The sequence below is a fragment of the [Rhizobium] kunmingense genome (genome assembly GCF_977018605.1).
This window is the reverse complement of sequence record NZ_CDRNXG010000001.1, coordinates 2,817,321-2,843,575: the sequence shown is the minus strand read 5'-3', so window position 1 is coordinate 2,843,575 and position 26,255 is coordinate 2,817,321. Positions and strand designations below refer to the sequence as shown.

The window sequence follows — 26,255 nt, the reverse complement described above, 5'->3', positions numbered from 1 at the left end:
GGCATCCATTAAATATGGATAGTTGATCGACAAATGTCACGTTCCGGGGGCATCCTCAGGTGGAACAGGCCGCGGCTTTCACCGCGACCAAAAACCACTACACCAGCATCGACATCGGGTTTTCGATGTAGCGCTTGAAGGCAGAAGCAAGTTCCGCGCCGAGCGCGCCATCGATGACGCGGTGGTCGAAGGCAAAGGTCGCCGTCATCACCGTGCCGACTTCGAGCTTGCCGGCGCGAACGACCGGCTTCTCGACACCGGCGCCGATCGACACGATCGAGGCCTGCGGCAGGTTGACGATCGAGGTGAACGACGAGACGCCGAACATGCCGAGGTTGGAGACCGAAGTCGTGCCGCCCTGGTATTCTTCCGGCTTCAGCTTCTTGTCGCGGGCGCGCTTGGCCATGTCCTTCACCTCGTTGGAGATGACCGACAGAGACTTGGTTTCCGCCTTGCGAACGATCGGCGTGATCAGGCCATCGGGGATCGACACGGCAACACCCACATCCGCATGCTTGTGCAGCACGCGCGCCGTCGAGGTCCAGGAGGCATTCGCCATCGGGACATCGCGCAGTGCCAGCGCCATCGCCTTGATGATGAAGTCGTTGACGGAGAGCTTGAAGGCCGGAACCTCACCCTTCTCGGTCTTCTTCACCGGTGCCGAAGCGTTGATTTCGGCGCGAAGCTTCATCAGCGCATCGAGCTCGCAATCCATCGAGATCGTGTAGGACGGAACCGTCTGGGTCGACTCGGTCAGGCGCGCGGCGATCGTCTTGCGCATGCCGTCATGCGGCAGGAGCTCGTAGGAGCCTTCCGCAAACAGCTTGAGCGTGGCGTCGTCCGACGGACCCTTGGCAACAGCAGGCGCAGCAGCGGCAGGTATCGAAGCGGCCGGAGCAGCCTTTGCCGAACCGCCTGTGGCAGCCTTCTCGACGTCCGCCTTGACGACACGGCCATGTGGGCCGGTGCCGGTGACGGCAGAGAGATCGAGACCGGCTTCCTTGGCGAGACGACGGGCAAGCGGCGAAGAGAAGACACGCTTGCCATCGGCCTTCGGTGCAGGCGTCGACGGCGCCGGAGCAGCATCGGTGACGGGAGTTGCCGCCTTCGGTGCTTCCGCAGCCTTTTCAGCCGAAGCGGATTCGGCCTTGGGAGCCTCGGCCTTTGCTTCCGCCTTGGGTGCGGAACCCGCACCGGCAGCAGCGGCGGCAACGTCTTCGCCTTCCTCGGCAATGATGGCGATCAGGGCGTTGACCTTGACCGCTTCGGTGCCGGCCGGGACGACGATCTTGGCGATCACGCCCTCGTCCACGGCTTCGACTTCCATCGTCGCCTTGTCGGTTTCGATCTCGGCGATCACATCGCCGGACTTGACCGTGTCGCCTTCCTTGACCAGCCACTTGGAAAGGTTGCCCTCTTCCATCGTGGGGGACAGGGCCGGCATGGTGATGTTGATAGGCATCGTATCACCTCATCCTTACTTGTAGCAGACGGTCTTCACCGCCTCGATGACTTCACCGACATTCGGCAGAGCCAGCTTTTCGAGGTTGGCGGCGTAAGGCATCGGAACGTCCTTGCCGGCGATCGTGAGCACCGGGGCATCGAGATAGTCGAAGGCCTGCTGCATCACGCGGGTGGCGATTTCGGCACCGATCGAGTTCTGCGGATAACCTTCCTCGACGGTGACGAGGCGGCCGGTCTTCTTGACGGATTCGATGACGGTCGGCAGGTCCATCGGACGCAGCGTGCGCAGATCGATCAGTTCGACATCGATGCCTTCCTTCTCCAGTTCGGCAACCGCCTTGGTGGCGTAGGTCATGCCGATACCGAAGGAAACGACGGTCACGTCCTTGCCCTTGCGGTGGATGCGCGCCTTGCCGATCGGCAGGACGAAATCATCGAGCTTCGGCACGTCGAAATGCTGACCGTAGAGGATTTCGTTCTCGAGGAAGACGACCGGGTTCGGATCGCGGATGGCAGCCTTCAACAGGCCCTTGGCGTCGGCAGCCGTATACGGCATGACGACCTTGAGGCCGGGGATCTGGCTGTACCACGATGCGTAATCCTGGCTGTGCTGCGCGCCAACGCGGGCAGCAGCACCGTTCGGACCGCGGAACACGATCGGAGCACCCATCTGGCCGCCGGACATGTAGAGCGTCTTGGCTGCCGAGTTGATGATCTGGTCGATCGCCTGCATGGCGAAGTTGAAGGTCATGAACTCGACGATCGGCTTGAGGCCTGCCATCGCCGCACCGACGCCGACGCCGGCAAAGCCGTGTTCGGTGATCGGGGTGTCGATGACGCGGCGTGCGCCGAATTCCTGCAGCAGGCCTTGCGTGATCTTGTAGGCGCCCTGGTACTCGGCGACTTCCTCACCCATGACGAAGACATCTTCGTCGCGGCGCATTTCTTCCGCCATCGCGTCGCGCAAGGCTTCGCGAACGGTCATCGAAACCATTTCGGTACCTTCCGGAATATCCGGATCGGCGGCGACGTCGAGCTTCGGCTGGGCCGGAACCTTGTCGGTCGCCGGCGTCTCGTCCTTGGCTTCGCGAGCCTTGCCGCCGGCAGCGTCGGAGGCTTCCGCCTTAGGTGCCTCGGCAGCAGGCGCGGACGAACCGATCGCGTCGGCGCTTTCGCCCTCTTCGAGAAGGATGGCGATCTTGGTGTTGACCTTGACGTTTTCGGTGCCGGCCTCGATCAGCAGCTTGCCGATCACGCCTTCATCGACGGCTTCGACTTCCATCGTCGCCTTGTCTGTTTCGATCTCGGCGATGACATCGCCGGACTTGACGGCGTCACCTTCATTCTTGAGCCACTTGGACAGCGTGCCTTCTTCCATTGTCGGAGACAGCGCAGGCATCAGGATATCGATAGGCATGTGTTCTTTCCTCCCCGCGCTTCAGAGCAGGATGTCGGTGTAGAGCTCGGATACATCCGGCTCCGGATCATTCTGGGCGAAGTCGGCCGAATCCGTGACGATGTCGCGGATATCCTTGTCGATAGCCTTCAGCTCGTCTTCGGTAGCCCAGCCGCCATCGAGAATGCGCAGGCGCACCTGCTCGATCGGGTCCTGCTCGGAGCGGATCTTCTGCACTTCTTCCTTGGAGCGATACTTCGCCGGGTCGGACATGGAGTGACCGCGATAGCGATAGGTCAACATTTCGAGAATGATCGGACCCTTGCCGGCACGGCAGTGGGCGAGCGCCTCTTCACCGGCGGCCTTGACGGCGCGCACATCCATGCCATCCACCTGGATGCCCGGAATACCGAAGCCGGAACCGCGCTGCGAGTAGTTCGACTGCGCAGTTGCGCGCGCTGTCGACGTGCCCATGGCGTAGCGGTTGTTCTCGACGATATAGATGATCGGGAGTTTCCACAGAGCCGCCATGTTGAAGCTCTCGTAGACCTGGCCCTGGTTGGCGGCGCCGTCGCCGAAATAGGCGACCGAAACCGAGTCATTGCCGCGATAGGCATTCGCAAAGGCGAGACCGGTGCCGAGCGACACCTGCGCACCGACGATACCGTGGCCGCCGTAGAAATGCTTCTCCTTGGAGAACATGTGCATCGAGCCGCCCTTGCCGCGCGAATAACCGCCCTGGCGTCCGGTAAGCTCGGCCATGACGCCGCGTGCGGTCATGCCCGTTGCCAGCATGTGGCCGTGGTCGCGATAGGCGGTGATGACCTGATCACCTTCCTTCTGCGCCATCTGCATACCGACAACGACAGCTTCCTGGCCGATATAGAGATGGCAGAAGCCGCCGATGAAGCCCATGCCGTAAAGCTGGCCGGCCTTCTCTTCGAAACGGCGGATCAGCAGCATCTCGCGATAGGCGTGAAGCTCATCGTCCTTGCTGAAGTCGGGCGTATTCTTGCCGGTGAATTCTTTTGAGGTTGCCTTGTTAGCAGACTTTGCCGCTGGCTTGCGGCCGGATGCAGACGCGGATTTAGCTGGCGCCATCGATCCCTCCCTATGTGCTGCACTTGAATAGAGCGCGATTGTGCAGGACTTCAACCCCACCACAACCCGCTCGGGTTTCGGCACATACCATAGGCAAGAAACACCGCCCCAGCAATGACATAATTGCATGGCTCACATGCTATTTAAGTCGCTGATATTTATCAAGAAAATACAAGTTAACCGAAATCAGGTTAATTCAGAAATAATTGTTAAATATGACAATTTCATCCGGACGCGAGACATTTAATTGATAACGCGCAATTTCGTCGAGCATATCCTTGTCGAGCGAGCCATCGCTCATCAGATGCACCTGACGCTCGAGAGCCTCGCGTCTCTGCGTCAAGCCGTCCAGCTCTGCAGCCCGCGCCAGCCGCTGGCGCTCGAACTCGTCGGTCGCGATCAGACCGAGGTCGCCATGGATCGAATGGTAGCCGAAATAGGAGAGGAACGCGACGGTGATGGCAGGCAGGACGAGGCGGCCGAATTTTCTCTTCTTATGATGCTTTGTCCACATGCCTCTTCAACGCCCTGGAATTAGGTCGGCAGAGCGATCATTCGCCCCGATCGGAATAATTCAATTTCGCAGAACTTGCTTAAGCATTCGTTTCTCATGCCGCGATGCAAAAAGCCCGCGTCGAGAACGCGGGCTTTGAAGTCTCGGAGTTGGCAGACAAGAGCAATCAGCCCTTGAGAATGGACCGACCTGCATAAACCGCCTGCGGACCGAGCATCTCCTCGATGCGGATGAGCTGGTTGTACTTCGCCAGACGATCCGAGCGCGACAGCGAGCCGGTCTTGATCTGGCCGCAGTTGGTCGCGACCGCGAGATCGGCGATCGTGGAATCCTCGGTCTCGCCCGAGCGGTGCGACATGACGGCCGTATAAGCTGCCTTGTGCGCGGTCTCGACGGCATCGAGCGTTTCCGTCAGCGAGCCGATCTGGTTGACCTTGACGAGGATCGAGTTGGCGACGCCCATCTTGATACCGTCGCGCAGGCGCGCCGAGTTGGTGACGAAAAGGTCGTCGCCGACGAGCTGAACCGTCTTGCCGATCTTGTCCGTCAGGTACTTCCAGCCATCCCAGTCGTCTTCCGCCATGCCGTCTTCGATCGAGATGATCGGGTACTTGGCGGCGAGTTCGGCAAGGTAGTCGGCCATAGCTTCCGGCTCGAGCGTACGGCCCTCGCCTTCCATCTCGTACTTGCCGTTCTTGAAGAACTCGGTCGAGGCGCAATCGAGGCCGAGGAACACGTCCTCACCCGGCTTGTATCCGGCCTTTTCGATCGACTTGACGATGAAGTCGAGCGCTTCGGGCGCGCTCTTCAGGCCAGGTGCAAAGCCGCCTTCGTCGCCGACATTGGTGTTATGCCCCTGCGACGCCAGTTCCTTCTTCAGGACGTGGAAGATTTCCGCACCGATGCGGACCGAATCCTTCAGCGTCTCGGCGCCGACCGGCAGGATCATGAATTCCTGGAAGTCGATCGGATTGTCGGCATGCGCGCCGCCATTGATGATGTTCATCATCGGAACCGGCAGAACGTGCGCGCCGGCGCCACCGATGTAGCGATAGAGCGGCAGGCCCGACGCTTCCGCAGCGGCCTTGGCGACGGCGAGCGATACACCGAGAATGGCGTTGGCGCCGAGGCGCGACTTGTTCGGCGTGCCGTCGAGCGCGATGAGCATCTTGTCGATATGGATCTGGCTCTCGGCATCGAAACCGCCGATCGCATCGAAGATCTCGCCATTGACGGCCTCGACGGCCTTTTCGACACCCTTGCCGCCGTAACGCTTACCGCCATCACGCAGTTCGACAGCCTCATGCGCACCGGTAGACGCGCCGGACGGCACGGCTGCACGGCCCATCGAGCCGTCTTCGAGATGAACGTCGACTTCGACCGTCGGATTGCCGCGGCTGTCGAGAATTTCGCGGGCGATGATATCGGTAATAGCAGTCAAGGGTCTCTCCTCAGATTTACAGTCACTCGGTCATTGAAATGAACCATGTTCAATGACATCCGAATTACAATGCGAGCGCTCTCAACACTTTGACCGCGCTCAACCGCCGCCCGATTGCTCAGGCGGCCTTGGCGATGGCGTCAAACGCCAGAAGCTTGTCCAGAAGCCGCGGCATGTCCTTCAGGTGAACCATGTTCGGGCCATCTGACGGTGCGTTGTCGGGGTCCTCATGGGTCTCGATGAACAGGCCGGCAATACCAACGGCCACCGCCGCGCGTGCCAAAGTCTCGACGAATTCCCGCTGACCGCCGCTGGAGCCGCCCTGCCCGCCCGGCTGCTGCACCGAATGGGTGGCGTCGAAGACGACGGGCGAACCGAGCGAAGCCATGATCGGCAGCGAACGCATGTCGGACACCAGCGTGTTGTAGCCGAAGGACGCACCGCGCTCGCACAGCATGACATTGCCGTTGCCGCTTTCGAGGAATTTCGCCTGTACGTTCTTCATGTCCCAGGGGGCCAGGAACTGGCCCTTCTTGACGTTGATCGCGCGACCGGTCTTGGCGGCCGCGACGAGCAGATCCGTCTGGCGCGACAGGAAGGCAGGGATCTGCAGAATATCGACCGTCTCGGCAACGATGCTGCACTGTTCCTCGGTGTGGATGTCGGTCAGCACCGGAAATCCGAATTCCTTCTTGAGGTCGGCGAAGATTTCCATCGCATTCTCAAGCCCGATGCCGCGCTTGCCAGCGATCGACGTGCGGTTCGCCTTGTCGAAGGAGGATTTGTAGACGAGGCCGACACCGAGCTTGTCGCAAAGTTCGACAAGCGTTCCGGCGATCATGAAGGCATGCTCGCGGCTTTCCATCTGGCAGGGCCCCGCAATCAGCGACAATCGTCCGGCATTGGAAAAGACGACCTTCTTCGTGCCCTCGCCGACGGAAACTTCTGATTTGGGGGAAACTGCCATTGTCTATTCCTCGAAGCCGAACATGACGCCCTGCCCGGCTGCCGGCTGCACGAGCACACGGCCATCCCGGCGGATGAATGCGACGTCATTAGCAGCAAGGATGATCTCTGTCACGGCCAGATCGGCGGAGCGAAAAATCAGAACCTTGCCATAAAACCCCGCAGCCGACGGATCGAATTGCAAGCCGAATTCATGGTCGAGCTGCCCTTCACCGAGAACCCGGACGCGGCCATTCTCGGCAGCAAACACCAGACCCGCCTCGGTTTCTTCCGCCTCCGCGCCAAGCACCTGGACAAGCAGCGGCACAGAGGATGAGGGATCGCGCGCCGCGAGCACCACCTCCTTGAGGCCGGTTACCGAATTCGCATGGATGCGTAAGTTGCCCATATCCTGAGGGAATGAAACCACACGCTGACAGGCGAAGGCAAAGAAATCCGGAGCCGCAGCATCCGCCGCAAAGGCGAGCCTGAAGCGGCCCTCCGCCTCATCACCATCCGGAGACTTTATGACGCGCGAAAATTCCAGCACCTCGCCCGCCGATACTCCGGCTGCGACAAAGCGTTGATCATCAGCCTCGGCATCATCACTGGCCACGACCAGCGCCGAAAGCCCCTGCCTCCCACGCTTCCCCCTGAATGCGACATCACGCGCCACGAAAACATTGCCGCGCTTGGCAGCTGCACCCGCCTTGCGCCGGTCCGCCAGCGCCAGCGGCTCCAGATAGATGCCGTCATCGAGGAAGACACAGGCGTTAGACGTCCCGAACGGATGCAGGGCATCGGGCGCCACCGTAAAGCCCAGCGCCGACAACCGGCCGCGCGCCGCAGCTAGATCGCAGACCGGCAATACGAGATGATCGATTTTCTTCGCAGTCACGCATGTCCCCCAGACATTTGTTAGCTGGAAGCTAGATTGGTCAGACAACCGACAAGCGCAAGTCCCTTTAAGCGGACAAATGGATCTGCCATTTCAGAAAGTTATGAAATCTCCACCCAAATTTAAGGACTTGCGGAACACATATGGAACATATAGTGTCCGTTCTGCATTTGTTTCAAAATCCGAAGGTGCGCATCCATGCTGACTCGCAAGCAACAGGAACTGCTTCTTTTCATCCACGAGCGGATGAAGGAGTCCGGCGTACCGCCTTCCTTCGATGAAATGAAGGATGCGCTCGACCTCGCATCCAAGTCGGGTATTCACCGCCTGATCACGGCGCTGGAAGAACGCGGCTTCATTCGCCGCCTGCCGAACAGGGCGCGCGCGCTCGAAGTCATCAAGCTGCCGGAAGCCTATGTGCCAAGCCTGCAGCCGAAGCGCGGCTTCTCCCCGAGCGTCATAGAGGGAAGCCTCGGCAAGCGTCCGGTCGAGCCCGCAGCACCTGCTCGATCCGCGCCGCTTGAGGATGCCACCTCCGCAAGCGTTCCGGTCATGGGCCGCATCGCCGCCGGCGTACCGATCTCGGCAATCCAGAACAACACCCACAATGTTTCCGTTCCGATCGAGATGATCGGCACCGGCGAACATTACGCGCTCGAGGTCAAGGGCGACTCTATGATCGAGGCCGGCATTCTCGACGGCGATACCGTGATCATTCGCAACGGCAGCACCGCCAATCCAGGCGACATCGTCGTGGCACTCGTCGATGACGAGGAAGCGACGTTGAAGCGTTTCCGCCGCAAGGGGGCATCGATCGCGCTCGAAGCGGCAAACCCGGCCTATGAGACCCGCATCTTCCCGCCCGATCGCGTCAAGGTGCAGGGCAAGCTGGTCGGCCTTATTCGCCGCTATCACTGAGACCGGGCTGACTGGTCTCCGCAGCATCACCAGACGGTGACATGGCCGTATTTGTTATGGGCACGCCGCCTGCGCGTCCGGTTGCGTCATTCGTTGCTGCGCCGGCGCTCGATGGCTGCGTGGCAAAACCGTTTGCCTCGATGGCGGCTGCAAGCCATCCGGGCAGGCTCGGGTCATATCGGTTCCCTCGCCAGTCATACTGGCGATGTATGGCCCACGGTCGTTGCGTGCCGGCAAATGACGGCGTGATTTTCCAGTTCCGGTGATCATCGATGCCATGAGCGCGGTCCGGCAGCGCGATTTCCAACGCACCGGTTTTCCTGAGCGTGGCGCCTGAAAGAAGCAGGGTACCGGATCGGCATTGATCGAAACGCGCCCTGGGAGCGATGACAAGATCAGCCACATCACAGGCCGCACCGACATAACGGCCATCGTCGAGCGCAATCACGAGCATCCCTTCCTCCGGTCCGGACTTCTGGTCCGACGCATTCGGCTCGCGCAGACCTCCGGCGTTGTCGCGAACGCGGTCCTCACCGATGCGCAGGCCGCACCAGGCCTTGGCCTCGCAGGAGAAACGAGGAGCCGTCAAGGAAGCCATGCGCCGGCGCGCAGCCGCCACGAGATCGTCCGCCAACCTCTCGTCGCCCGCCCCTTCAGGGGCAACAGTCGGAGATGGCGAAGGGTGAACCGTTTGCAACGCGGCAGCCGGGTCGAGCATGACAGGCTTGATCGGCTCAGGCAGACCAAGGGCCCTCGTCCACTGGTCGAAGACGAAGGCGGATGGGCGGGTGCGATTGACCGTCACAAGGCTCCGGTCGCGATAGGCAATGAGTGTACCGTCCTCCGAGACGAGAAGGGTGGATCCGGCATGTGAGCCGCCCTGAACAAACAGCACCAAGGCGGCGATCAGAAACGGCACGCCTGCGAGCCGAAGGCGGGTCCGCAGCAAGGCCAGCAACAACATGCCGGCCACGCCGAGCGGCAGAAACAACGCCTGCTGCTGGCCGACCAGGGCATCGCCGCGCCAACCGGCAACCGTGTGCGCGATCGCGATCACCCATTCCAGTCCCTTCGCCATCAGTGCGATAAAAGGCCCATCAAGCCCCAACGGCATCAAAAGCATGGCAACAAGCCCGGCCGGCATGACCATGAAACTGATGATCGGCATGGCGGCAAGATTGGCAGCAAGCCCATAGGTCGAAATCCGGTGAAAATGCTCGATCGAAAAGATCGCCGTGGCAAGGCTGCCGATCAACGAGGTCAGCACGATGCCGCCGACGAAGCGAGAGGATGCGGCAGCGCCCGTCACCAGAGGGTGACGAAACGGCAGCGGTTCGTGCACGCGCCGCCTTGCCCGCTCCGCCCAGAGCGCATACCCGGCCACCAGTGCAGCCGTGGCCGCAAACGACATCTGGAAACTCGGCCCCAGAATTTCCGATGGTGTCCAGGCGAGAATGATCAATGCCGAAAGCGCGACATTGCGCAGGCTGATCGACGCACGGTCGAGAAGCACGGCGACGAGCATGACCGCCATCATGATATAGGCACGCTGGGCCGAAACACCGAAGCCGGAAATCAGGTAGTAGCAGGTGACCATCGCAAGCGCACCGCACGCCGCGATCTTCTTGACCGGCAAGGCCTGCGAGACGGCGGGAGACAGAGCGAGGGCCGTGCGCAACCCGACGAAGCAGATGCCGGCGGCCAGCGCCATGTTGAGGCCGGAGATCGCGACGATATGCGCAAGCCCCGACAGCCGCAGAGCCTCGACCGTGTCCTCGGAGATCGCTCGTCTCTCGTCGGTGACAATCGCCGCCGCAAACGCGCCTGCATCGCCCGGAACCTGTTGCCGGATACGGTTGCCGATATCGGCCCGCAGCGCAAAAAGCCATCGTTCCGCCATCTGCCACAGGCCATCCGGCAATGGTTGAGCCGCATGCGCGACCGGGGCCGAATAGAAAAAGCCAACTGCACCTATGCCATCGAAATAGGCAGAAAAGGCAAAATCATGAAGGCCCGGCAATGCCGGCCCGGAGGGCGGCGAAAGACGCGCGCGGCCGGATATCACTGCGCCGTTGTCGAAGGGCGTATGCGCGCGCCTTGCAACCAGCGTCACCGTGCCCGGCGGTCGGCGAAGCCGCGGATTGGCTGTCTCCAAGAGGCTCACCGTGTAACGCATCCGTCCAGCACCTGTGACCTCGCCTCGCTCCACCCGTCCGACGATATCGGTCGTCACCGACGTATCGAGAATAACGGTCGCGTTCCGCCGGCTCTCCAGCGCGGCGAGACTCATGCCGCTCAAGAACAGTCCGAGCGTCAACAGCAGAGCACGCAGCCAACCGGCGCGCGTGAAGGGAACGGCCCCTAAAATCAGCGATGCGATGCCGGTCGTCGCGACGAAGGAGGGTTCGGCGGGCAGGAGAAACCAGAACGCGGCTCCCGCCCCTATCGCCACCGGCACCCAAAGAAAACCGTGGCCGTACTGCCTCTCCTTCTCGACGAGCGCAGCGATTGCCGCTGGCGCCGCATTGACCAGCGCGGAAAGCCGATGGAAGTGAGAGGCATTTCGCCCGGCCGGCCTTGGATGCAGCGGAAAGCGCGCCGTTGAAGTGCCACGCACGAGCGGCAAACTCGAGGAGAGCTCATGCAGAAACACTCCGGCTGAAGCCTCCTCCGGCCGGCTCAGGTGCAATTTTTCGCTAACCTTGTCCATAGCGGAAACCAGCCCCGTCAGCCTCCGGAGAATACAACCTGGGCGTTCTTTTCGCCTGCGTCAACCTGACGCACAGGGCCTGGAGGAATTTCGACGAAACCGGATTACAACAGAGGGTTGGCGATAACCGGCATGGTTGATGCCTAATATGTTTCCGCGCTGCACAAATTGCCGTCAGGAACGCTTGGCAGAGGCTTTCGGATCATATAGCTAATCGTGACGCTTTATGCTTGTGGCGCTTTCAAGGCGCCATCCCGCCAACCGGTTGGAGGATCAGAATGACGGAAATAAGCGCAAATCTCGCTCTCGGTGAAAAGTCGGTTGAACTGCCGGTTCGCTCCGGATCGATCGGCCCGGATGTCATCGATATCGGCGCGCTCTACAAGAACACCGGGGCTTTCACCTACGACCCTGGATTTACTTCGACCGCTTCCTGTGAATCGAAAATCACCTATATCGATGGTGACGAAGGCGTGCTTCTGCACCGCGGTTACCCGATCGAGCAGCTGGCCGAACAGGGCGACTTCCTCGAAACCTGTTACCTGCTTCTCTACGGCGAACTGCCGACCGCCGCCCAGAAAAAGGATTTCGACTATCGCGTGACACATCACACGATGGTTCACGAGCAGATGAGCCGCTTCTTCACCGGCTTCCGCCGCGACGCCCATCCGATGGCTGTCATGGTCGGCACGGTCGGCGCGCTCTCCGCCTTCTATCATGACTCAACCGACATCACCGATCCGCACCAGCGCATGGTCGCATCGTTGCGCATGATCGCGAAGATGCCGACGATCGCGGCGATGGCCTATAAGTACCATATCGGCCAGCCCTTCGTGTATCCGCAGAACAATCTCGACTACTCGTCGAACTTCCTGCGCATGTGCTTTGCCGTTCCGTGCGAAGAGTACAAGGTGAACCCGGTTCTGGCCCGCGCCATGGACCGCATCTTCATCCTGCATGCCGACCACGAACAGAACGCGTCGACCTCGACGGTGCGCCTGGCAGGCTCGTCCGGTGCAAATCCGTTCGCCTGCATCGCTGCCGGCATTGCCTGCCTCTGGGGCCCCGCACATGGCGGCGCCAACGAAGCAGCGCTCAACATGCTGCAGGAAATCGGCACGGTCGACAAGATCCCGGAATACATCGCCCGCGCCAAGGACAAGAACGATCCGTTCCGCCTGATGGGCTTCGGCCACCGCGTCTACAAGAACTACGATCCGCGCGCCAAGATCATGCAGAAGACCACGCATGAGGTTCTCGGCGAACTCGGCCACAAGGACGACCCGCTTCTGCAGGTCGCCATGGAGCTGGAGCGCATCGCCCTGACGGACGAGTACTTCATCGAGAAGAAGCTCTATCCGAACATCGACTTCTATTCGGGCATCACGCTGAAGGCGATGGGCTTCCCGACGACGATGTTCACTGTGCTCTTCGCGCTTGCCCGCACCGTCGGCTGGATCGCCCAGTGGAACGAGATGATCGAGGACCCGCAGCAACGCATCGGCCGTCCGCGCCAGCTCTATACCGGCGAACCGAAGCGCGACTACGTGCCGCTCACCAAGCGCTGATAAAGACGCAGCCACAAACAAAAACCCGGTCAGAAACGACCGGGTTTTTTTTTGGAGAGAAGATCAAGGACGGCACGCGCCGAAGCCTCGCCCGGTGGCACCGGCACCTGCAGGCGCTGCCACGCAAGCGCGTAACCGTCGAGCATAGCCCGGCGCTGGGGCGTGTCCTGCGACAGTCTTTCCACCCAGCGGCAAAGGCTTCCCGGCCGCACGACCTCGTTGATATATTCCGGCACGACCGGATAATCGGCGATCAGGTTGGGCAGCGCGCCTGTCCAGATCTTGATCTTGCCGGCCAGGAGCTTGATCAGCCAGTCAGTCTTGTAGGCGGAAACGACCGGGACGGTGGCAAGGCCGAGTTCGAGGAGGACGGTGCCTGACGCAGCCATTGCCGCGTCGGCCTCGGCAAAGGCCCGCCACTTGCCCTCGCTGTCCGTCGTCACCTCTACGGAAACCGGCAGGCTCGCCACCATTTCACGCACCATCGCCTCGCGGCGCGGAACGGTCGGCAGCACGAAGCGCGCCTTGCCATTGCGGTTTGAAAATTCCCGCGCGGCCTCGCCGAAGACCGGCAGCAGGCTCTTGATTTCCGCCCCGCGCGAGCCGGGCAGAAGCAGGATCGTCTTCTCCTCGGACGCGGCCTTGGGAGCCTTCGCGGCCCGCAGGCCGCGTACTTTCAGAAGATCCGCATCATGGGTCAGCCGATGGCCGACGAATATCGTTTCCGGGCCGCCAAGCCACGCCATCGCCTCGGGCTCGAACGGCAGGACCGCAAGCACCCGGTCGACATAGGCCAGCATCGCCTTGGCACGGTACTCCTTCCAGGCCCAGACGCTGGGGCAGACATAATTGACGATCGGCAGGCCGGGCAATGCTGCCCTCACCTTCTTCGCCACACGATGGGTAAAGTCCGGGCTGTCGATGATGATCAGCACATCTGGCTTCGCCTCGACGATCGCGGCGGCAGTCTGGTTGATCCGGCTGATCAGGCCCGGCAGGCGCGACAGAACCTGCGTAATCCCCATGATCGACAGTTCGGAAAAATCGAAGAAGGATGTCAGCCCCTGCGCGGCCAGCGCATCGCCGCCGACGCCGACCAGCTCGATCGGGCCGTCATGGGCAAGCTTCATCGCCGCGATCAGATCGCCCCCCAGAAGATCGCCGGAAACCTCGCCGGCAATTACGGCAACCTTGAGCGGACCACTCATTCCAGACCTCCATGCGCAAGCGTCGGCTCTATGCCGCAGATGAAGATGCCTGCCGCATCGGCGGCCGCAATCATCTTTTCCTCTTCCAGCACCAGAGCCCGCCCCGCCTCGACTGCAATTCCTGCAAGACCCGCGCGCACGGCGCTGTCGACGGTCGATGGTCCGATCGTCGGCAGATCGGCGCGCATATCCTGCTGCGGCTTGCAAAGCTTGACCAGAACACCGCGGCGTCGTGCAGATATACGACCGGCGGCCCGCAGCGCTGCGACCCGCTCCAGCATCGCATCGGTACCCTCGACACCTTCCATGGCAACGACGCGCCCGCCGACACTGACGGCGCCCTGCCCTATATCCAGATGACCGAGAGCCAGCGCCGCCTCGACACCGCGATCGATATCACGCAGATCGTCACCGGCAGGAGACGTCGAGCCGAGAGGCCCCAGTCTCGCAAGAAGACCCGGCGCGACATCGTGCGCTCCGACGACCACACAGCCCATCGCTTCGATCAGCTGAATCACCATCTGCAAAACGGCATCGTCGCCGCGCGACAGAAGCGTGCGGACGACGAATGGCATCTTCACCAGCGTCCTGATCGTCGGCCGGATATCGCGCCAGTCAGGCCGACGGGCAACGCCGCCGGACATCACGACACGGCCAATATTCTTCTGTCTGAAGGTCTTTTCGATCTCGGCGAGATTGCCGACGCTCACGTGAACGGTGTCGAAACCGTCGAAGCTGCGATCGGCCTCGTACGCGAGTGCTATGATCAGCGGGTTCTCGCCGCCGTCCCTGGCCGCTCTTGCAAGATGCAGCGGCAGAAATCCCCGACCGGCGATAATCGCAAGCCGGCCCTCGGGCCGGCCGCGGTCAGTCGTATCAGCCAAGCCAGACGCGCCGGCCATGGCGCTCATCCCTTCCTGCGGAAGGGCGAGGAAATGGCGCGATCGCTGTCGGCGGTGATGAAGTCGATGATCTCCATCGCTTCACTGCAGTCGACGTACGCATCACGAATGGCGGCAGCGCTGGCGCGAACATTACTCTCGCCTTCGAAAATATCCTTGAAGGCACGGCGAACGCGATGGAGCGTGGCCTTGTCCATGCCCGCACGGGTCATGCCGACGATGTTAAGACCACCGAGAAGCCCCGGATTTCCATTCAGCATGCCATAGGGGATCACGTCGTAATTGACGGCGGAAAGCCCGCCGATGAAGGCCTGGCGGCCGATGCGGGTAAACTGGTGCACGGCGCAGCCGCCGCCGAGGATCGCCCGGTCGCCGACATGAACGTGGCCGGCGAGCATCACGTTGTTGGACATGATGATGCCACTGCCGAGCTGGCAGTCATGCGCGACGTGGCTGTTGGCGAGGAACAGGCAGTTGTCGCCGACGACGGTCGTGCCGCCACCGCCAACCGTGCCCATGTTCATCGTCACGCCTTCACGCATTGTGCAGTTTTCACCGACAGTCAGGCTCGACTCTTCACCGGCTTCGTGCAGGCTCTGCGAAAGACCGCCTATGACGGCCATCGGAAAGATGCGACTGCCACGGCCGATCTGCGTCTTGCCGGTGACGACGGCATGCGAGACCAGTTCGACATCGTCCTTCAGGACGACGCGCGGGCCGACATGGCTGAACGGTCCGACGACGACATTCTCGCCGATGACGGCACCCTCCTCGACAACCGCGAGCGGATGAATGCGGGCGCTGGCAGCGATCGTGCTCATTTGCCGTCCTGACGGACGATCATCGCACCGATATCGGCTTCAGCCACGAGCGAGCCATCGACCTTGGCGTCGCAATGGAACTTCCAGATGTTGCCGCGCTGCTTCTGCTTGACGACATGGAACTCGACGCGGTCGCCCGGCACGACAGGCTTGCGGAAACGCGCATTGTCGATCGTCATGAAGTAGACGAGACTGCCGCTTTCGCCCTGTTTGCGCGCGCAGATGGCACCCGCCGTCTGTGCCATGCCTTCAACGAGCAGAACGCCCGGCATGATCGGATTTTCTGGAAAGTGACCGGTGAAATGCGGCTCGTTCGCCGTCACGTTCTTGATGCCGATTGCGGAATTGTCACCATCGATATCGATGATCTTGTCCACCAGCAGGAACGGATAGCGATGGGGCAGCAGCTTCATGATTTCCTGAATATCGGCCGCGCCGAGCTCCGGCTTGGTCTCATCAGTCATTGGTCTTTTCTCCTTTGCGTTTTGCCCTATCGTCCGACTGGGACATCTTCTCGGCCATCTCGCGGAGGAAATCCCGCATCGGTCGGGCCGGTATGCCGCCATAGATAGCGCCAGCCGGAATATTTGCCACAACGCCGCTCATTGCGGCAATCTGGACGCCATCACCGATCGTGATGTGCCCGTTAATGCCCGAAGCACCGCCGATCAGGACGCCGTTGCCGATCTTCGTCGAACCGGCGATGCCAGCTCCCGACGCGATGCCGCAGTGGCGGCCGATCTGCACGTTATGGGCGATCTGGACCTGATTGTCGATTTTCGTGCCTTCGCCGATCACCGTATCATCCATCGCGCCGCGGTCGATCGTCGTATTGGCGCCGATCTCGACATTGTCCTGGATGATGACACGGCCGATCTGGACGATCTTGAGCATGCCGCGCGGGCCGGGAGCGAACCCGAATCCGTCCTGGCCGATACGGGCGCCGTTGTGGATGATGACACCATTGCCGACCAGCGCGGCGATAACGCTCGCCCCTGCGGCAACAGAACAGTTCCGGCCGATCTGAACCTCGGAACCGATGATTGCACCGGCGCCAATGCGCGTGCCTGCGCCGACATGAGCGCCCGCACCGATCACGGCCATCGGCTCGACGGTGACGCCCTCTTCGAGCCTGGCGGTCGGATCGACGAACGCGGCCGGCGAAACACCTTCACCAGCGGACGTCATCAGCACCGGCCGCATGGCCTTTTCATGGAGAAAGGCACCAGCCATCGCAAACGCGCTATGGGCAGCCTTGGTGGTCAGGATCGCGATATGTTCGGGGACGCTGCTCGCAAGGCCGGGATCACAGATGATCGCAGACGCCTGGCAAGTCTCCAGCTCGTGTCGGTGCTTGCGCGACAGGAGATAGCAGATCTGCCCTTCCACAGCACGCGCCACCGGAGCAACGGAACGGATGATACGATCACCCTTGCCGTCATCCAAAAGATCGACCCCAAGATGGGTGGCCAACTCGCGCAGGCGCACGCCGTCATGGGGCGGAAAAAAGTCAATTTGTTTCATAAACTCAGAACTCCAGATCGGGCGTCCGGCCGCTTTCGCGGCCGGAAACGATCAGAACTGGTTCGACATGCCGAAGCGGAATTCCTGCGTCTCGTCGAAGTCTTCCTTCATCACCGGCACCGCGTAGTCGACGCGGATATTGCCGAACGGCGAGGCCCACATGATGCCCGCACCAACCGATGCGCGCCAGTTCATGCCGGTGCCCTCGATGTCAGTGCCGCTGACGCTGGCATCATTGCCGTAAAGCGTGCCGGCATCGGCGAAGGCTGCCAGACGCAGGCCCATGTCTTCCGGAACGGCCGGCATCGGCATCGAGACTTCCGCAGATGCGGTGAAGTAGGTCGTACCGCCGATTGCATCGCCGTCCTCGACGGTGCGCGGACCGATACCGTTGTTCTCGAAGCCGCGAACCTGACGACCGCCAAGGTTGAACTGGTCGAAGACGTTCAGGTTGTCGGACGTGCCGAACACGTGACCGGCGCCAACGGCAACCGAGCCGATCAGGTCGGCTTCGGTCGAAAGCGTGTGGAAGTAACGGGCACGAGCGGAAATCTTGTAGAAGTCCGAATCGCCGCCAAGACCGGCATATTCATGCGTGAACGTGGCAAAGATACCTTCGCGCGGCATCGTCTGACTATCGACCGTATTGTAGGTCAGCGTCTGAGAAACCGACGACTGAACGTAATCGCCATGATCGACAAGATCCTGATAAACCGGCGACAGATCGTCGTAATCGCTGCCGTCGCTGTCGTAGTTGATCTGCTTGTAGGTGTAACGCAGCGTCGTTGCCAGATCCTCGGTGATCGGCGCGGTCACGCGCAGCGTGAAGCCCTGTTCTTCGTAGTCGTAATTGTCGTTCGAAGAGGTCTGGCTCTTGAACACGTCGAAACCGGCCGCCAGACGATAACCGAGGAAGTAGGGCTCGGTGAAGGACAGCGAGTAGGTACGCGAATCGTTGAGACCGCCACCTGCGGCAACACGGACATACTGACCGCGACCGAGGAAGTTCTTTTCTTCGATCGAGGCTTCGAGAATGAACCCGTCACCGCCGGCCGAGTAGCCGGCACCGATGCCGAACGAACCGGTCGACTGATCCACGACGTCGACGATAACGACAACACGGTCACCGGAGCTACCCTGTGCAGTCGAGATATTGACCGAGGTGAAGTAGCCGAGAGCTTCAAGACGACGCTTGGCGCGCGAGATCATTTCCTGATTGAAGGCATCGCCTTCGGAGAAATCGAACTCGCGGCGAATGACGTAGTCGCGCGTGCGGGTGTTGCCACGGATATCGATACGTTCGACATAGGCGCGCTCGCCTTGGTCGACCATATAGGAGACGCCGATCGTGTTGTTGTTGAGGTCGCGGTTGCCGCGCGGGGTCACGCGGGCAAACGGATAGCCCTGCGACGAAACACGCTGGGAAATCGCTTCCATCGACTGCTGGATCTCGCGGGCGTCATAGACTGCGCCCGGCTTCGTCTCGACGAGACCGCGAAGGTCATCGCCGCTGATGCCCTCGACGCTCGATTCGACGTTGATGTCGCCGAACTGATAGCGCGCACCTTCTTCGACCGTGAACGAGATCGTGTACTTGTTCGTTTCGGTATCGAGAACGGCGTCGGACGAAACGACGCGGAAGTCCGGATAACCGTGATTGTAATAGAACTGGCGCAGTGCCTCTTCGTCGGCGCGCTTCTTGTCTTCGCTGTAGACGTCCTTGCGGGTCAGGAAGGAGAGCGGACCGGATTCCTTGGTGGCGATGACAGCCTTCAGGCGACCGTCGCCATAAGCCTGGTTACCAACGAAGTTGATGTCGGCGATCTTCGTGCGATCACCTTCGTTGATGACGAAAGCGATGTTGACGCGGCCCTGACCGACATTGACGGTCTGCGTGGTGACTTCGATGTCGCTGCGGCCAATCTGCGAATAGGCGCTGCGGATGCGCTCGATATCCGCCTCGACCATACCCTGGTCGTACGGACCCAGCGGCTGCGTCTGAACGACGCCTGCGAGCCTGTCATCCTTGATCTTGCGGTTGCCGTTGAAGACAACCTGATTGACCAGCTGATTTTCACTGACGGTCACGACGAGCGAGCTGCCGGCAACGCTGATGCGGACATCCGAGAAATAGCCCGTCGCGTAGAGGCGCTTTACCGACTCATCGATATCGGCGGGGGAAAAGGAAACGCCCGGCCGGATGGTGAGGTTGGAACGGACGGCCTCTTCCCCGGCGCGCTCGGCGCCGCGAACCTGAACACTGCGGATGACCGCAGCTTCAGCCGAAGGAGCAGTTGCAAGAACCGCAACACCTGCGCCGGGCACGACAACACTAGCAGACAGCGCAAACGCCGACACTGCGTTCAAAAACTTTGAACCAGCCTTCATATTCAATTCTTACCTTTTCCCGTTGTCCCTCGGCGGGTGGAGCCCGACTCCGGCCACGTGTGCCGTTTTACCTTCTTTTGCCCTACAAGCAAGCTATCGCGTTAATTTCTATTTACTTCCTTTTGAAGCGTGGCCTTGAGGCCACGCAACACTGCAAACATGGTGAACAGACGGTTTATTTTACCGCCTGAACGGATCAGCCGATAAGGCTGGAAATATCGTTGAAGGTTGCAAACACCATCAGGCTCAGCACCATGGCGAGACCGATACGGAATGCGACTTCCTGGGCGCCGGCGCCGAGCGGTTTCCCCCTCACTGCCTCTATTGCGTAAAAAACAAGATGGCCGCCGTCAAGCACCGGTACCGGCATAAGATTGATTAGACCAATGGAAACAGACAGGACGGCTGCGAGCTGGATGACAGCGGCAAAGCCGAGCGTCGCCATCTGGCCGGATGCCTGCGCCACGCGCACAGGACCGCCAAGCTGATCCGCGCTCATCCGGCCGGTGACCAGATTGCCGAGATAGCGGAACGTCCCGGTGATGATGTTGCCGGTTTCCTTCACCCCCTCGACCACCGCCTGAACGGGCGTGTAGGTCTCGCGGCGGAAATTGCCCAACTGCTCGTTGGTGACGATGCCGATCAGACCGAGCTCCACCTTGTTGCCGAACTGGTCGGTGATCTCGCTTCGCTTCGGCACCATAGGCAGATCGACATCCTGGCCGTTGCGCTCGACGGTCACGACGATCGAGGTCTCCGGGCGCACGCTGACATAGCGACGCACATCGTCGAACGTCGCGATGCGGCTGCCATCGAGCGCCACCAGCTTGTCACCGACCAGCATACCGGCCTCGGCCGCGGCACTGTCGGGACGGACCTCGGCCACCACCGGATCGGCGACCATCTTGCCATAGACGCTGAACAGGACTGCGAAGATGACGATGGCAAGGATGAAGTTGGCGATCGGGCCGGCGGCGACGGTTGCCGCCCGCTTCCAGAGTTTTGCGCCGGCGAGCGTGCGCGACCGGTCGGCCTCGCTCATATGCGCGACACTGGATGCGTCCGGCAGACTGGACGCGTCTTCATCGCCGAAGAACTTGACGTAGCCACCCAGCGGGATGAGCGAGAGCTTCCAGCGCGTTCCATGCCTGTCGGTAAAGCCGAGAAGCTCCGGGCCGAAGCCGACCGAAAATGCGGTGACGCGAATTCCGCTCCACCGCCCGACCAGATAATGGCCCATCTCGTGCACGAAAACGAGAAGCGAGAGGACGAGGATGAACGGGACGAGATAGCCCGTGATGAAACTGAAGATGGCCATCGAGTTTTCCGTTTCACATTTCCCAAGCAGCCGCGGACATCAGAGCCCGAAGATGAAGGCAGCGACAGAGCCGATAACATGGCCCTTCATCGCGGTATCCACAAGTGTCAGCAGAAACACTGCAAAGCAGGCAAACACAAGCCCATCGACGCGGTCCATCACGCCACCGTGACCGGGGATCAGATGACTGGAATCCTTCACGCCGAAACGGCGCTTGATGAAGGACTCGAACAGATCGCCGATCTGACTGGCGACCGACAGCAGGAAGGCGAGCGCCACGGTCCACAGAGACAGACGGGAGAAAACGCCGAGCGTCAGAAGCGAACTTGCCGCGATGCCCGACAGCGTACCGCCGATCGCTCCAGACCAGGTCTTGCCGGGCGAGATGCGCGGCGCAAGCTTCGGCCCGCCGATCGCGCGACCGAAGAAATAGGCAAGGATATCGGTCGCCCAGACGACGGCGAAGACGAACAGGGTGGCGACGAGACCGGCCTGATTATCGCCGCGGATGGCAACAAGCGCCACACCGCTGAGGCCCGCGTAGACGACCCCGCCCGGCAACCACCAGGAGACCCGGCCGAACGCGGCAAGCAGCATGGTCGTGACAAGGCCGCCGCCGAGCAGCGGCATGGCGAGCTCGGAGCCGCCGAACACGATATCGATCGAGATCAGGACGATGACCAGCCAGCCGAAGGCATTCGCCTTGAAGCTCTGCTCGGCAAGCCGCGTGATGGTCGACCATTCGTAATAGACGAGCGGCGCGATGACTGCGGCGACCAGGCTGAACGCCGCGCCGCCATACCAGGTCGAGGCCAGCACGATGGCGGCCAGCACGATCGCCGACAGGGTCCGAAGCTTGAGTTCGCGGCTCATTATCCGACAACAGCGGCAGGTATTGCCGTCAGCCCCCCGAAGCGCCGATCGCGCGAAGCGTAGATCTTCAGCGCCTCGACGAAGAGACTGCGGTTGAAATCCGGCCAGTAGTCGGGAAGGAAGACGAATTCCGAATAGGCGGCCTGCCACAGAAGAAAGTTGGAAAGCCGCTCTTCCCCGCTCGTACGGATGATCAGGTCCGGATCAGGGATGCCTGCCGTGTCGAGGTGATCGTTGATCAAGTCCGGTCCGATCGCCTCGGGCAAGATCAGGCCGGCCTTTACCTTGGACGCGATCTTCGCCATCGCCCGTGCGATTTCGTCGCGCGAGCCGTAATTGAAGGCGATCACCACCGTCAGGCCGGTATTGTCCTTCGTCGTTTCCTCTGCCTCCAGCAGCAGCGGCAGGAGATCGCCGCGCAGCTTTTCGCGCTCGCCGATCACCTTGACCCGCACATTCTCGCGATGCAGCTCGGCAAGGTCGCGGCGGATGAAGCGGCGCAGAAGCCCCATGAGGTCGTTGACCTCGGCTTCCGGCCTGTTCCAGTTCTCCGACGAGAAGGCGAACAGCGTCAGGTACTTGATGCCGAGCTCACCGGCCGTCCGGACACTCTCCTTGACGGCTTCTACCCCCTTGCTGTGCCCCATCGTGCGGCCGAGGCCGCGCTTGTTGGCCCACCGTCCATTGCCATCCATGATGATGGCAACGTGATCCGGGATGATGGCAATGTCTGGCGTCAGCATATCCTATGCATTTCCTTCAGCAGCAAAGGCAGGCAACACATGCAGGCACTATACCTGCATGATTTCCTTTTCCTTATCCGCAAGCAAGCGGTCGACTTCAGAAATCGTATCGTCAGTCATCTTCTGGACCTTGTCCGACTGCGAACGGCTTTCGTCCTGACCGATTACGCCATCCTTTTCGGCTTTTTTCAGGCCTTCCATGCCGTCACGGCGCACATGCCGTGCGGCGACCTTCGCCTTTTCGGCATAATCATGGGCAACCTTGACCAGCGACTTGCGGCGCTCTTCGTTGAGTTCCGGCAGCGGGATGCGCAGGTTTTGACCATCGACGATCGGGTTGAGGCCGAGATTCGATTCGCGGATACCGCGCTCGACGGCAGCGACCATCGACTTGTCCCAGATCGACACGCCGAGCATGCGCGGCTCAGGCACGGTGATGTTGGCCACCTGGTTGAGCGGTACGCGCGAACCGTAGGCATCGACCGTCACCGGGTCGAGGACATTGGCGGATGCACGGCCGGTGCGCAGCGACGCAATATCGCTCTTGAACGCGTTGATCGCGCCGTCCATGCGGCGCTTGATATCGTTGAGATCGACTGATCCGCTCATGGTAAGAACTCCCGTCTTGTCATTGGCGGCCCTGCCCGGCTTCGAGAATCGGGAAAACGACCGCTGTAGATTGTCAGTTGTCTGATACGATGGTCTTGCGGCCACCACCGGTCAAGATTTGGGTAAAGCCGCCCGCCTCGTGGATCGAGAAGACGACGATCGGAATGTGGTTTTCACGCGCCAGCGCAACGGCCGCGACATCCATCACGGCCAGCCCCTTGTCGAGTACTTCGCTATGGGTAAGCGTGTCGAAGCGCGTCGCGTTCGGATCCTTCTTCGGATCGGCGGAATAGATGCCGTCGACCTGGGTGCCCTTGAAGATTGCCTGTGCACCGATTTCCGCCGCGCGCAGCGCTGCAGCCGAATCGGTGGTGAAGAACGGATTGCCGGTACCGCCGGCAAAGATCACCACGCGGCCCTGGGCCATGTGGTGCAGCGCCTGGCGCTGGGAGAAGCTTTCGCAGATTTCCGGCATGGCGATGGCCGAGAGGACGACGGTATCGATGTCGAGCTTGCGCAGCGATGTGGCAAGCGCCAGCGCATTGATGACGGTCGCCAGCATGCCCATATGGTCGCCGGTAACCCGATCGCCGCCCTTGGATGCCACGGCGACGCCGCGAAAAATGTTGCCGCCGCCGACCACGACGCCGACCTCGACACCCATGCGGCGGGCTTCGGCGATGTCGGATGCGATGCGATCAGCTACCGCGACATCGATGCCGAACCCCTGACTGCCCATCAGCGCCTCGCCGGAGGCCTTGAGAAGAACACGTTTGTAAATGGGCTGGGACGACATGACGGCTCCTTGAAAAAGCAGGACTGAACGGAGAGATCAAACGGGTTGCGGATACACGAAGGGCACCGGCTTGTCACCGGTGCCCTCGTTCTTTTCACCGCTAATGCGGAGGAAATCAGCCCTTTGCGGCAGCTGCGACTTCGGCTGCGAAGTCGGTTTCTTCCTTGTCGACGCCTTCGCCGAGCAGAAGACGTGCCATGCCGGTGACTTCGATCGGCGCGCCGACTTCCTTCTCGGCAGCCTTGACGGCTTCACCGACCGTCAGGTCCGGATTAATGACGAAAGCCTGCGAAAGAAGGGCTACTTCTTCGAAGAACTTGCGCATGCGGCCTTCGACCATCTTTTCGATGATGGCTTCCGGCTTGCCGGATTCGCGCGACTGTTCGATGAAGACGTTGCGTTCGCGCTCGGCGACGGCAGCATCGACTTCTTCCGAACGGATGGCGAGCGGAGCCGTTGCAGCGATGTGCATGGCAACCTGGCGGCCGATGGCGTTCAGGGCTTCCTTGTCGCCGGTCGACTTCAGCGCGACCAGAACGCCGAGCTTGCCCAGACGGTCGGCAGCAGCGTTGTGGATGTAGGTGGCGACGACGCCGTCTTCGACTTCGAGAGCTGCCGAACGACGCAGGTTCATGTTCTCGCCGATCGTGGCGACAGCGTCCTTGATCGTGTCGGTTACCGACTTGCCGGTTTCCGGGTAGATCGCAGCGCCAACGGCTTCAACGGTACCGTCGGTGGTGAGTGCAACGTCGGCTACGCCGCGAACCATGCCCTGGAAGGCATCGTTACGGGCAACGAAGTCGGTTTCGGAGTTGATTTCGACAACAACAGCCTTGGTGCCGGCAGAAGCGACGCCGATCAGGCCTTCAGCAGCCGTGCGGCCCGACTTCTTGTCGGCCTTGGCGATGCCCTTGGCGCGCAGCCAGTCGATTGCCGCTTCGATGTCGCCGTTGTTCTCGGTCAGCGCCTTCTTGCAGTCCATCATGCCTGCGCCGGACTTTTCGCGCAGTTCCTTCACCAGTGCAGCGGTGATTTCAGCCATTGTGAGCCTCTTGTCGGTTCATGTTGCGTCTCGCCGGAAAACCTCGGCGAACTCAAGGTTTTGGGAACGAATGTACCCGGAAGTATGACAGGGTGATGAAGATCGCCCCGGCCCCTTTAAGCCTTAAGCCGCGATCCGCTGGATCATCGGCAGACAGGGTCTTTGAAACAGACCGAGGCCAGGGATCGTCTCTCTGGCCTCGGTCGAATGGGAAAAGCGGGAGCGAGGATCTCGCTCCGACTTCAACTCAGGCTTCGGCTTCGCCTTCGAGAGCCGGCTCGATCGGAGCTTCGGCGGAGGCGCCGAGGTCACGACCGGAAGCGCCCTGCTGGCGAGCGATGCCGTCGATGGCAGCGCGGGCGATCAGGTCGCAGTACAGAGCGATGGCGCGCGAAGCGTCGTCGTTGCCCGGAATTGCGTAGTCGATCTGGTCCGGATCGCAGTTCGAGTCGATGACGGCAACGACCGGGATACCCAGGCGCTTGGCTTCTTCGATCGCGATCTTTTCCTTGTTCGTGTCGATGATGAACATCAGGTCCGGAACGCCGCCCATGTCGCGGATACCGCCGAGAGCCTTTTCAAGCTTCTCGCGCTCGCGCTCGAGGTTCAGGCGCTCTTTCTTGTTGTAGCCGGACTGTTCCGAAGCCAGGATCTCGTCGAGCTTGCGCAGACGGGCGATCGAGTTCGAAATGGTCTTCCAGTTGGTCATCATGCCGCCGAGCCAACGCGAGTTGACGTAGTACTGGGCAGAACGCTTGGCCGAATCGGCGATCAGCTCGGAAGCCTGACGCTTCGTGCCGACGAACAGAACGCGGCCGCCACGGGCGACGGTGTCGGACACGACCTGAAGGGCGCGCGACAGCATCGGAACGGTCTGAGCCAGGTCGATGATGTGGATGTTGCTGCGGTCGCCGAAGATGTACGGCTTCATCTTCGGGTTCCAGCGGTGCGTCTGGTGGCCGAAGTGGACGCCTGCTTCGAGAAGCTGACGCATAGAGAAATCGGGCAATGCCATGCCTAGTTATCCTTTTCCGGTTGAACCCCCGCAAGGCGAACAGCACTCTTAATTCAGAATG

At 61.1% G+C, this 26,255-nt stretch carries 23 protein-coding genes; 2 read left to right on the top strand and 21 right to left on the bottom strand.

The features are described 5' to 3' along the window. Nucleotides 1–97: 97 nt before the first annotated feature. The 7 genes from AC0JZ4_RS13710 to AC0JZ4_RS13680 all read right to left on the bottom strand — a co-directional run bounded on the left by AC0JZ4_RS13710 (nt 98) and on the right by AC0JZ4_RS13680 (nt 7,759). Nucleotides 98–1,462 carry a pyruvate dehydrogenase complex dihydrolipoamide acetyltransferase gene (locus tag AC0JZ4_RS13710; protein ID WP_471886920.1) on the bottom strand — a complete coding sequence of 455 codons (1,365 nt, stop codon included), beginning with the start codon at nt 1,460–1,462 and terminating at the stop codon, nt 98–100. A gap of 15 nt (nt 1,463–1,477) precedes the next feature. Continuing rightward, nucleotides 1,478–2,881, bottom strand: a complete 1,404-nt coding sequence (locus tag AC0JZ4_RS13705; RefSeq protein WP_471886919.1) for a pyruvate dehydrogenase complex E1 component subunit beta — start codon at nt 2,879–2,881, stop codon at nt 1,478–1,480. Between the two features lie 21 nt (nt 2,882–2,902). Beyond that, nucleotides 2,903–3,961: a pyruvate dehydrogenase (acetyl-transferring) E1 component subunit alpha gene (gene pdhA, locus AC0JZ4_RS13700; protein WP_471886918.1), complete on the bottom strand. Its 1,059-nt coding sequence runs from the start codon at nt 3,959–3,961 to the stop codon at nt 2,903–2,905. A gap of 196 nt (nt 3,962–4,157) precedes the next feature. Further along, nucleotides 4,158–4,475, bottom strand: a complete 318-nt coding sequence (locus AC0JZ4_RS13695) for an FtsB family cell division protein (RefSeq protein ID WP_471886917.1) — start codon at nt 4,473–4,475, stop codon at nt 4,158–4,160. A 166-nt stretch (nt 4,476–4,641) separates the two neighbouring features. Further along, complete coding sequence (gene eno / locus AC0JZ4_RS13690) at nt 4,642–5,916, bottom strand: phosphopyruvate hydratase (protein WP_471886916.1); 1,275 nt, start codon at nt 5,914–5,916, stop codon at nt 4,642–4,644. 118 nt (nt 5,917–6,034) lie between these two features. Beyond that, a complete protein-coding gene (gene kdsA / locus AC0JZ4_RS13685) occupies nt 6,035–6,883 on the bottom strand; it encodes a 3-deoxy-8-phosphooctulonate synthase (RefSeq protein WP_471886915.1) in 849 nt (282 codons plus the stop codon). Between the two features lie 3 nt (nt 6,884–6,886). Continuing rightward, nucleotides 6,887–7,759, bottom strand: a complete 873-nt coding sequence (locus tag AC0JZ4_RS13680) for a VOC family protein (RefSeq protein WP_471886914.1) — start codon at nt 7,757–7,759, stop codon at nt 6,887–6,889. A gap of 198 nt (nt 7,760–7,957) precedes the next feature. Here AC0JZ4_RS13680 and lexA point away from each other — a divergent pair, with 198 nt between their 5' ends. Beyond that, nucleotides 7,958–8,677: a transcriptional repressor LexA gene (lexA, locus tag AC0JZ4_RS13675; protein ID WP_471886913.1), complete on the top strand. Its 720-nt coding sequence runs from the start codon at nt 7,958–7,960 to the stop codon at nt 8,675–8,677. Here lexA and AC0JZ4_RS13670 read toward each other — a convergent pair. Further along, nucleotides 8,658–11,330, bottom strand: a complete 2,673-nt coding sequence (locus tag AC0JZ4_RS13670) for a ComEC/Rec2 family competence protein (protein WP_471886912.1) — start codon at nt 11,328–11,330, stop codon at nt 8,658–8,660. The two genes, lexA and AC0JZ4_RS13670, sit on opposite strands and share 20 nt — an antisense overlap. 335 nt (nt 11,331–11,665) lie before the next feature. Between AC0JZ4_RS13670 and gltA the strand changes: the two genes are divergently transcribed. After that, nucleotides 11,666–12,955, top strand: coding sequence for a citrate synthase (gltA, locus tag AC0JZ4_RS13665; RefSeq protein WP_471886911.1), 1,290 nt, complete (start codon nt 11,666–11,668; stop codon nt 12,953–12,955). A 29-nt stretch (nt 12,956–12,984) separates the two neighbouring features. Here the strand turns inward: gltA and lpxB are convergent, their stop codons facing one another. The 13 genes from lpxB to rpsB all read right to left on the bottom strand — a co-directional run bounded on the left by lpxB (nt 12,985) and on the right by rpsB (nt 26,194). Beyond that, on the bottom strand, nt 12,985–14,163 hold the full coding sequence (gene lpxB / locus AC0JZ4_RS13660) for a lipid-A-disaccharide synthase (RefSeq protein ID WP_471886910.1): 1,179 nt from the start codon (nt 14,161–14,163) through the stop codon (nt 12,985–12,987). Continuing rightward, nucleotides 14,160–15,065 carry an LpxI family protein gene (locus AC0JZ4_RS13655; RefSeq protein ID WP_471886909.1) on the bottom strand — a complete coding sequence of 302 codons (906 nt, stop codon included), beginning with the start codon at nt 15,063–15,065 and terminating at the stop codon, nt 14,160–14,162. The genes lpxB and AC0JZ4_RS13655 overlap by 4 nt, the downstream gene beginning before the upstream one ends. Before the next feature lie 5 nt (nt 15,066–15,070). Then, nucleotides 15,071–15,886 (bottom strand): acyl-ACP--UDP-N-acetylglucosamine O-acyltransferase, encoded by an 816-nt coding sequence (gene lpxA, locus AC0JZ4_RS13650; protein ID WP_471886908.1) that lies wholly within the window; start codon nt 15,884–15,886, stop codon nt 15,071–15,073. Beyond that, entirely contained in the window at nt 15,883–16,350 is a 468-nt protein-coding gene (gene fabZ, locus AC0JZ4_RS13645) for a 3-hydroxyacyl-ACP dehydratase FabZ (RefSeq protein ID WP_471886907.1), read from the bottom strand. The genes lpxA and fabZ overlap by 4 nt, the downstream gene beginning before the upstream one ends. Further along, nucleotides 16,343–17,410 (bottom strand): UDP-3-O-(3-hydroxymyristoyl)glucosamine N-acyltransferase, encoded by a 1,068-nt coding sequence (gene lpxD, locus AC0JZ4_RS13640; RefSeq protein WP_471886906.1) that lies wholly within the window; start codon nt 17,408–17,410, stop codon nt 16,343–16,345. Before lpxD ends, fabZ begins: the two co-directional genes overlap by 8 nt. A gap of 51 nt (nt 17,411–17,461) precedes the next feature. After that, entirely contained in the window at nt 17,462–19,798 is a 2,337-nt protein-coding gene (gene bamA, locus AC0JZ4_RS13635; protein ID WP_471886905.1) for an outer membrane protein assembly factor BamA, read from the bottom strand. A gap of 196 nt (nt 19,799–19,994) precedes the next feature. Further along, on the bottom strand, nt 19,995–21,116 hold the full coding sequence (gene rseP, locus AC0JZ4_RS13630; protein ID WP_471886904.1) for an RIP metalloprotease RseP: 1,122 nt from the start codon (nt 21,114–21,116) through the stop codon (nt 19,995–19,997). Between the two features lie 39 nt (nt 21,117–21,155). Beyond that, nucleotides 21,156–21,989, bottom strand: coding sequence for a phosphatidate cytidylyltransferase (locus tag AC0JZ4_RS13625; RefSeq protein ID WP_471886903.1), 834 nt, complete (start codon nt 21,987–21,989; stop codon nt 21,156–21,158). Beyond that, complete coding sequence (locus AC0JZ4_RS13620) at nt 21,989–22,732, bottom strand: isoprenyl transferase (RefSeq protein WP_471886902.1); 744 nt, start codon at nt 22,730–22,732, stop codon at nt 21,989–21,991. The genes AC0JZ4_RS13625 and AC0JZ4_RS13620 overlap by 1 nt, the downstream gene beginning before the upstream one ends. A 48-nt stretch (nt 22,733–22,780) precedes the next feature. Continuing rightward, the gene (frr, locus tag AC0JZ4_RS13615; RefSeq protein WP_471886901.1) at nt 22,781–23,341 is read right to left on the bottom strand and encodes a ribosome recycling factor; all 561 of its coding nucleotides are present in this window, start codon (nt 23,339–23,341) and stop codon (nt 22,781–22,783) included. A gap of 73 nt (nt 23,342–23,414) precedes the next feature. Beyond that, nucleotides 23,415–24,137, bottom strand: coding sequence for a UMP kinase (pyrH, locus tag AC0JZ4_RS13610; RefSeq protein ID WP_471886900.1), 723 nt, complete (start codon nt 24,135–24,137; stop codon nt 23,415–23,417). 115 nt (nt 24,138–24,252) lie between these two features. Next, a complete protein-coding gene (gene tsf, locus AC0JZ4_RS13605) occupies nt 24,253–25,179 on the bottom strand; it encodes a translation elongation factor Ts (protein ID WP_471886899.1) in 927 nt (308 codons plus the stop codon). Nucleotides 25,180–25,426: 247 nt separating this feature from the next. Continuing rightward, the gene (rpsB, locus tag AC0JZ4_RS13600) at nt 25,427–26,194 is read right to left on the bottom strand and encodes a 30S ribosomal protein S2 (protein WP_471886898.1); all 768 of its coding nucleotides are present in this window, start codon (nt 26,192–26,194) and stop codon (nt 25,427–25,429) included. Nucleotides 26,195–26,255: the final 61 nt, after the last annotated feature.